At 67.9% G+C, this 7,018-nt stretch carries 4 protein-coding genes; 2 read left to right on the top strand and 2 right to left on the bottom strand.

Going from position 1 to position 7,018, the window contains the following annotated elements:
* Positions 1-110 precede the first annotated feature (110 nt).
* Positions 111-2,690, bottom strand: coding sequence for an ATP-dependent helicase HrpB (gene hrpB / locus FDN03_RS09065; RefSeq protein ID WP_138176117.1), 2,580 nt, complete (start codon positions 2,688-2,690; stop codon positions 111-113).
* A 6-nt stretch (positions 2,691-2,696) separates the two neighbouring features.
* Positions 2,697-3,479 (bottom strand): alpha/beta fold hydrolase, encoded by a 783-nt coding sequence (locus tag FDN03_RS09060; protein ID WP_138176115.1) that lies wholly within the window; start codon positions 3,477-3,479, stop codon positions 2,697-2,699.
* Positions 3,480-4,160: 681 nt separating this feature from the next.
* Between FDN03_RS09060 and mgrA the strand changes: the two genes are divergently transcribed.
* Together mgrA and FDN03_RS09050 are read left to right on the top strand one after the other, a co-directional pair.
* Complete coding sequence (mgrA, locus tag FDN03_RS09055; protein ID WP_246049572.1) at positions 4,161-5,222, top strand: L-glyceraldehyde 3-phosphate reductase; 1,062 nt, start codon at positions 4,161-4,163, stop codon at positions 5,220-5,222.
* Between the two features lie 242 nt (positions 5,223-5,464).
* The gene (locus FDN03_RS09050; protein WP_138176113.1) at positions 5,465-6,847 is read left to right on the top strand and encodes an NAD-dependent succinate-semialdehyde dehydrogenase; all 1,383 of its coding nucleotides are present in this window, start codon (positions 5,465-5,467) and stop codon (positions 6,845-6,847) included.
* The last annotated feature ends 171 nt before the right edge of the window (positions 6,848-7,018 follow it).

The following is a 7,018-nucleotide window of genomic DNA, read 5'->3' as shown; positions in this document are numbered from 1 at the left end:
GTTCGTGGTGATCATGTTGGTGATCCACGCTACGCCGTAGAGCGTTCAATCATTATGAAGCGGAGGTTCCAGCTCTGACCAGACCTACCAAGCCCTACACCTCATATCGTCTAGCGCAACCGGTTCTTGGTTTTTGCGGTGGCCACGTGCTCCCAGGGATTTTCCGGCCACGGATGCTTGGGATAGCGCCCGCGCATCTCGGCGCGCACCTGTCGGTACGGGCCATCCCAGAAACTGCGCAGGTCATCGGTGACCGCCAGGGGCCGGCCGGCCGGGGAAAGCAGGTGGAACTGGATCGGCACCTGCCCGTGCAGCAGCCGCGGCGTTTGGGCCAGCCCGAAGCATTCCTGCAGCTTCACCGCCGCCACCACCCGGCCCTGCGCCTTGCCCGGCTCGGGGTACTGCAGGGCGATGCGCGAGCCGCTGGGAACCTGCAGCCGCTCGGGCAGCAGCTCATCCAGGTCATGGGCGTGTTGCCAGGGAATCAACGAGCGCAGCGCCTGGGCCAAGTCGACCTTTGCCGCCGCGGTCCCCCGGGCCATCTGCTGCAGCCCCTCCTGCAGCCACTCATCGGCCCGCTGCAGCAACGCCGGTTCATCCATGGCCGTGAACGGTTCGCCCAGTTCCCGGTGCGCCAGCGCCAGGCGGGCGCGCAGCGCCTGGAACTTCGGCTGCTGCCCGAAGATCCCCAGGCCCTCGGCCTGCAGCGCCCGCAGCACCGCGGCCCCGGCCTGCTCGGCGGTGGGTTTGAACGGGCGGGTTGATAGCTCGATGGCGCCCAGCAGCTGTACCTGGCGCGCGCTCACCTTCCCGGCCGTGAACTCGGCCCGGGTCTGCACCCGGTGCATCTGCGGCAGCAGTTCCAGCAGCAGCTCCAACTCGATCCCGGCGGCGGAGCGGATCACCGCCCCGGCCCCGGCGCGGGCCACATCGGCGATGGCCAGGAACTCATGCCCGTGCAGCGGGCTGTGGCGCGGCAGGCTGGCCCGGGTGCCCGAGGCCAGCAGATACTCGTCCCCGGCCACCAGCCGTCCCACCCACTGCGGGTAGGCCAGGGCCATCACCCCGGCCAGCGCCGCGGATTCCGCGCCCGCCCCCGGGGTGGGCGCAACCTCGGCCGGGGCCTGCTGCCGGCGCAGCAGCTGGGCAAAGCGCCGGGTTTCGGCGGCCCAGGGGCCGTGGCCAGGATGCCCGCCCCGGCGCAGTTCGCGCAACAGCGCCCCGGCATCGGCGCCGCCGGCCCGTTCGGTGCCGCTGAGCATGGCCACCGCCTCGGCGGCCGCGCGGGGCCCGAAGCGCCGTGCCCCTTCCAGCAGGGCGCGGGCCAGCCGCGGGTCGGCCGGCACCTGCACCAGGCGCTGCCCGGCAGGGGTCAGCTGCCCGGTCTCGTCGATCGCGCCCAGTGAGCGCAGCACGGATTCGGCATCATCCAACGCGGCGGCCGGAGGCTGCTGCCACAACTCCAGCCCCTCCCCGCGCGGGGTCCCCCACGCCGCCAGGTACAGCGCCGCCTGGGTCAGCTCCGCGGTGGCGATCTGCGGGCTGGTGAAGGCCGGGGCGGCGGCGAAGGAACGCTGATCCAGGGTGCGCACCACCCGGCCGGGCTCCAGGCGTCCGGCACGGCCGGCCCGCTGGGTGGCCGAGGCGCGGCTGGCCACCACGGTGACCAGCCCGCTCATCCCGCGCACTGCGTCCCGCCGCGGTTCCCGGGCGTACCCGGCGTCCACCACCAGGTTCACCCGCGGCACCGTGAGGGAGGATTCGGCGATCGGGGTGGAAATGATGATCCGCGGCCGCGCCGCGGGGCCCGGGTCCTGCAGGATCGCATCCTGCGCCGCGGCCTCGACCTGCCCGTGCAGGGCCAGGACCTCAAAGCGCGGATCGCCGGCCGCCAGCGCCCGCACCCGCTCCACCTCCCCGGCCCCGGGCACGAACACCAGGGTGTCCCGGGCCGGGCCCTGGGCGGTGTTGCGGGCGGTCTGCTCGACGGCGGTGGCCGCCACGTGGTCCAGGTAGCCGCGCTCCAGCCCGCGTTCGGCGTTGCGGGTGCCGCTGTAGGAACAGAATTCCTCGGCGACCGGATGCTGGATGCCGGACCCGGAAATGATCCCGGCCGCTGCCCCGCGCCCCAGGTAGCCGGCCAGGTCCTCGGCGTGCAGGGTTGCGCTCATCACCAGCAGGGCCAGGTCATCGCGCAGCTGGTTGACCTGGTTGAGCATCGCCAGCACCAGGTCGGTTTCGATGGAGCGCTCATGGACCTCATCGACGATCACCGCGCCCACCGAGGCCAGGTCCGGGTCGGCCAGCAGCCGGCGCAGCAGCAGCCCGGCGGTGACGAACTCAATGCGGGTGCGCGGACCGCTCAGGCTTTGCCCGCGCACCGAGAAGCCGATCCGCTCCCCCAGTTCGCTGCCGTCCAGCTGGGCCAGGCGGCGGGCCGCGGCCCGTGCCGCCATCCGGCGCGGCTGGGTGACGATCACCCGTCCGCCCAACCCTGCGGCGGCCAGGGCGTTGGCCACGGTGGGCGGCACGATCGTGGTCTTGCCGGAGCCCGGCGGGGCCTGGATGACCAGCGGGGCATCCACCGCGTCGCCCAGGCGCCGGCTGATTTGGGTGTGCGCCGGACCGAAGGCAAGGCCCCGGCCGATCGCGGCAAGGTCAAAGGGGGCGCTGGCGCGGTTCACCATCATCGGCTCCTACCGGTCGTGGCGGTCCAGAAACTGTGCAATCTGGGTGGCTCCCGGTTCGATCGGGAACAGGGTGCTGCCGTGGGTGCGGTCGACCAGCGGCACCAGCCGGGCGTGGGGCATGGTGCGGGCCATCACCTTGTTGTGTTCAAAGCGCGGCTGGTCGCGGGTTCCGGCCAGCAGCAGGGTCGGCACCCGTAGGGCGCGCAGCTGCTCCAGTTCCAGGCGCTGCAGGGTTTCGGCGGCCTCGAAGTAGGCGGCCAGGGCCAGCGGGTCGTTGGCCAGGAACGCCATCCGGGTCGCCGGGTCCAGGCGTCCCTGCCCGCTGACGAAGCCCTCGATGTCCCCGGCGCGCAGGACCTGGAGGTAGCCCTCAAAGAACAGCCCGTCGATCTCGCCGCTTTCAATCGCGTAGGTTCCGCCCAGCATGCTCAGGCTAAGCACCCGTTCGGGCTGCTGCAGTGCGATCGACAGGGCGGTGCGGCTGCCAAAGGAGTACCCCACTAGGTGGGCGCGCTCAATATCCAGGGAATCCAGCACGGCCAGCACGTCCCCGGTGATCAGCTCCATGGTGTAGGACTCGGTCCGGTGCGGCTTGCCGGACTTGCCGTGCCCGCGCAGGTCGATGCGGATGTTGCGGCGTCCGGCCCCCACCGTCTTCGTGTAGCCCAGGCCGCGCCAAATGGAGCGGGAGAGTGCTGAACCGTGCAGGTAGACGACGGCCTCGCCCGCGGCGCGGTCATCGTCGAAGAAGATCTCGGTTCCGTCGGCTGGGTTCGTGATGCTGGGCATGTCTTCGATTAAAACCCAGTGCGGGTGGCGCCGCCCAATCCGGGGCGGCGCGGCTTCCGCCTTCCACCGGCGGGCAGGGGCCGATCCCTCGACAACCCGGGCGAAAAGTAGAACACTGAAAGTACCTCAGGATTGCCCGTTAGGGCACCAGCGGAAGGAGGGGCCATGACACAGCAGCCTCAGGAACGAAGCGACGAGGACGTCCGGCACGACCATGATGAGGAACTGGTCGAGGAGTGGGAGGACGAATCCTTTCCCGCCTCGGACCCGCCCTCGAACTACTAGCGCCTGGTTGAGCGCCGGGCATCGTCCCGCCATGGCACCGGGACCAGGGTTGTCCCGGTCCGGTGCCAACCGGCGCGCACAAAGCATTGCCGTGGCCGGCCCCGCACCGCTCGCGTCACGCTTTCTCTATGTGACCGCTCATTCGACGCACAGCTAATAACAAGAATCGCTTCCTATAGTGGTTACTACCTTCTCAAGGTGCGAGTGATCTAGAAGAACCGATCCGAAGCGGCGTTACCTCCTTGGCCGCCCGGGTCGGTTCTTCATGTTAAGCACCGTGAACCATGGGGTACCGGTGGGTGCGTCGTGGCCCCGATGAATCGGATCCGGCCCTTTTCCTGCCCTAGTCTTGAACTTGTGCAATGGCATCTGCCGCCAAGAAGAGAAAGGTGCACCGTGGAGTACGAGCGCTTCCAACCAGTTGTTGATTCACACCGCCCATGGGTCGCGTCAGAAGACCGCTACGAGCATTTCGGCTACCGCCGCGTCGGCGCCTCCGGGCTGCTGCTGCCGCCGATCTCGCTGGGTCTGTGGTGGAACTTCGGCGACAACCGAACCTTCGACTCCCAGCGTGAAATCCTGCGCCATGCCTTCGACTCGGGCATCAACCACTTCGACCTGGCCAACAACTACGGCCCGCCGGCCGGTTCGGCGGAGGAGAACTTCGGCCGGATGCTGCGCGGGGACTTCCGCCCCTACCGCGATGAACTGATCATCTCCTCCAAGGCCGGCTGGGACATGTGGCAGGGCCCGTTTGGCACATTTGGTTCGCGCAAGTACCTGATGGCCTCCGCCGATGCGTCCCTGGAGCGCCTGGGCGTGGACTACGTGGACGTCTTCTACTCGCACCGCTTTGATCCCAAGACGCCGCTGGAGGAGACCATCGGCGCACTGGATACCCTCGTGCGCCAGGGCAAGGCCCTCTACGTGGGCATCTCCTCCTACTCGGCCGAACGCACCGCCGAGGCCGCCGCGATCGCCAAGGACCTGGGCACCCCGCTGGTCATTCACCAGCCCTCGTACAACATGCTCAACCCCTGGGTGGAGCACGGTCTGCTGCAAACCCTGGAGCAGGAGCGGATGGGCTCGATCGCGTTCACCCCGTTGGCGCAGGGGCTGCTGACCAACAAGTACCTGGGCACCACCGACGTCGAACGCTCCGGCGGGCGCCGCTCGCTGCAGGACCAGCTGACCGAGGAGAACCTGAAGAAGATCCGCAGCCTGAACGAGCTGGCACAACAGCGTGGCCAGTCGCTGGCGCAGATGGCGATCGCCTGGCTGCTGCGCGACGGCGCGGCCACCTCGGTGCTCATCGGCGCCTCCTCCACGCAGCAGCTGGATGAGAACCTGGCGGCGCTGCAGAACACCGAGTTCACCACCCAGGAGCTGGAGCAGATTTCCACCATCACCCAGGGCGATGCCGGCATCGACTGGTGGAAGAGTTCGGCCATCGGCTAAATCCACACCCCATGCCAGGGCCGGGAGCACCGCTTCCGGCCCTGTTTCGCGCTTTGGCGCTACGGTTTCCGAATCGAAAATCTGCTGTACGTACTGAATTCGTAGTAGCTATATTCTCGTACGGACGATATGCTCAGAGGAGAGCTTCGTGACCGGGTTCACAGCCCTCCCGATCGGAGGGTTCGGGCACGGACACGAGCGCCAGCTGACAGTCCATTGCATGCACTATGACAGGAGCGAGAATGAGCGCCCAAACCTATAAGGTCCTGAATCCTGCCACCGGCGAAACGGTCGAGGAATTCCCGGTGGCCACCGATGAGCAGGTGCAGGAGACCCTGAGTGCAGCCTCCTCAGCTTACGAGTCGTGGGGCAAGACCGACATCAACGAGCGCGCCAAGATCGTGCACCGCATCGCCGAGCTGTTCGGCGAGCGTGCCGAGGAGCTGGGCAAGATCATGACCACCGAGATGGGCAAGCCGCTGTCCGAGGCCGTCGGTGAGGCAGAGTTCTGCAAGGACATTTTCGAGTACTTCGCCACCGAGGGCCCGACCCTGGCCGCCGACCAGGAAATCAAGTCGCTCTCCGGCGGCCGCGCGGTCGTGCAGAAGCGTCCGATCGGCCCGCTGCTGGGCATCATGCCGTGGAACTTCCCGCTGTACCAGGTGGCCCGCTTCGCGGCGCCAAACCTGATGCTGGGCAACACCATCATCCTCAAGCACGCCGAGTCCTGCCCGCGCTCCGCGCTGGCCATCCAGGAAATCTTCGACGAGGCCGGAGTACCGGCCGGGGTCTACAACAATCTGTTCGCCACCCACGACCAGATCTCCACCATCATCGAGGACCCGCGTATCCAGGGTGTCTCGCTGACCGGTTCCGAGCGCGCCGGCGCCATCATCGGCGAACAGGCCGGACGCAACCTGAAGAAGGCCGTCCTGGAGCTGGGCGGTTCGGATCCGTTCGTCGTCCTGGACTCGCAGAACATCTCCGACATCGCCGAAACCGCGTGGGGCTTCCGCATCGACAACACCGGCCAGGCCTGCAACTCGAACAAGCGAATGATCGTCATGGAGGACATCTACGACGAGTTCGTCTCCGAGCTGACCAAGCGTGCCGAAGGCCTTCAGCCCGGCGACCCGATGAAGGAAGAGGAGGGGACCTTCGCCCCGATGTCTTCCCGCAAGGCGGCCGAGGACCTGCACGAGCAGGTCCAGGACGCCGTCTCCAAGGGTGCCACCCTGCACGCGGGCGGTGTGCTGCACGACGGCCCGGCAGCCTACTACTCCCCCGCCGTGCTCACCGGTGTCACCAAGGACATGCGCGCCTATTACGAGGAGCTCTTCGGCCCGGTTGCCGTGGTCTACAAGGTCTCCAGCGATGAAGAGGCGCTGGAAATGGCCAATGACACCGTCTACGGCCTGGGTGGCTCGGTGCACTCCGAGGACCGGGCACGCGCGGAGAAGGTTGCCATGGGCCTGCAGGCCGGTATGGCCAGCGTGAACGCCGCCAGCGCCGAGGGCGCCGAGATGCCGTTCGGCGGCGTGAAGCGTTCGGGCTTCGGCCGCGAGCTTGGCCCGCTGGGAATGGACGAGTTCGTCAACAAGCGTCTGTACTACGTCGGCGAGTAAGCCCTACTCTCCATCTGGGCCTGGGATCCGAGCGCGGTTCCCAGGCCCAGACCTGTTTAACCCGTCCTGTGGGTCCTCCTCGCTTGCCTCAACACGGGTCGCAGGCAGATGCTCTGAGGCTGCAAAGAGGGAAAAACCAGCTTCTTCCGTCGGCGGCGCGATGAAACTACC

This window comes from Glutamicibacter sp. V16R2B1, assembly GCF_005774635.1.
In the GTDB taxonomy this organism is placed as follows: Bacteria; Actinomycetota; Actinomycetes; order Actinomycetales; family Micrococcaceae; genus Glutamicibacter; species Glutamicibacter creatinolyticus.
Note: the sequence above shows the minus strand (reverse complement) of the source record. Positions and strands in the feature narration are given on the sequence as shown.

What these genes read in the sequence shown, in the direction of transcription:
- hrpB (WP_138176117.1), bottom strand. Translation starts at nt 2,690, where the DNA reads ATGATGGTGAACCGCGCCAGCGCCCCCTTTGACCTTGCCGCGATCGGC.
- FDN03_RS09060 (WP_138176115.1), bottom strand. Translation starts at nt 3,479, where the DNA reads ATGCCCAGCATCACGAACCCAGCCGACGGAACCGAGATCTTCTTCGAC.
- FDN03_RS09050 (WP_138176113.1), top strand. Translation starts at nt 5,465, where the DNA reads ATGAGCGCCCAAACCTATAAGGTCCTGAATCCTGCCACCGGCGAAACG.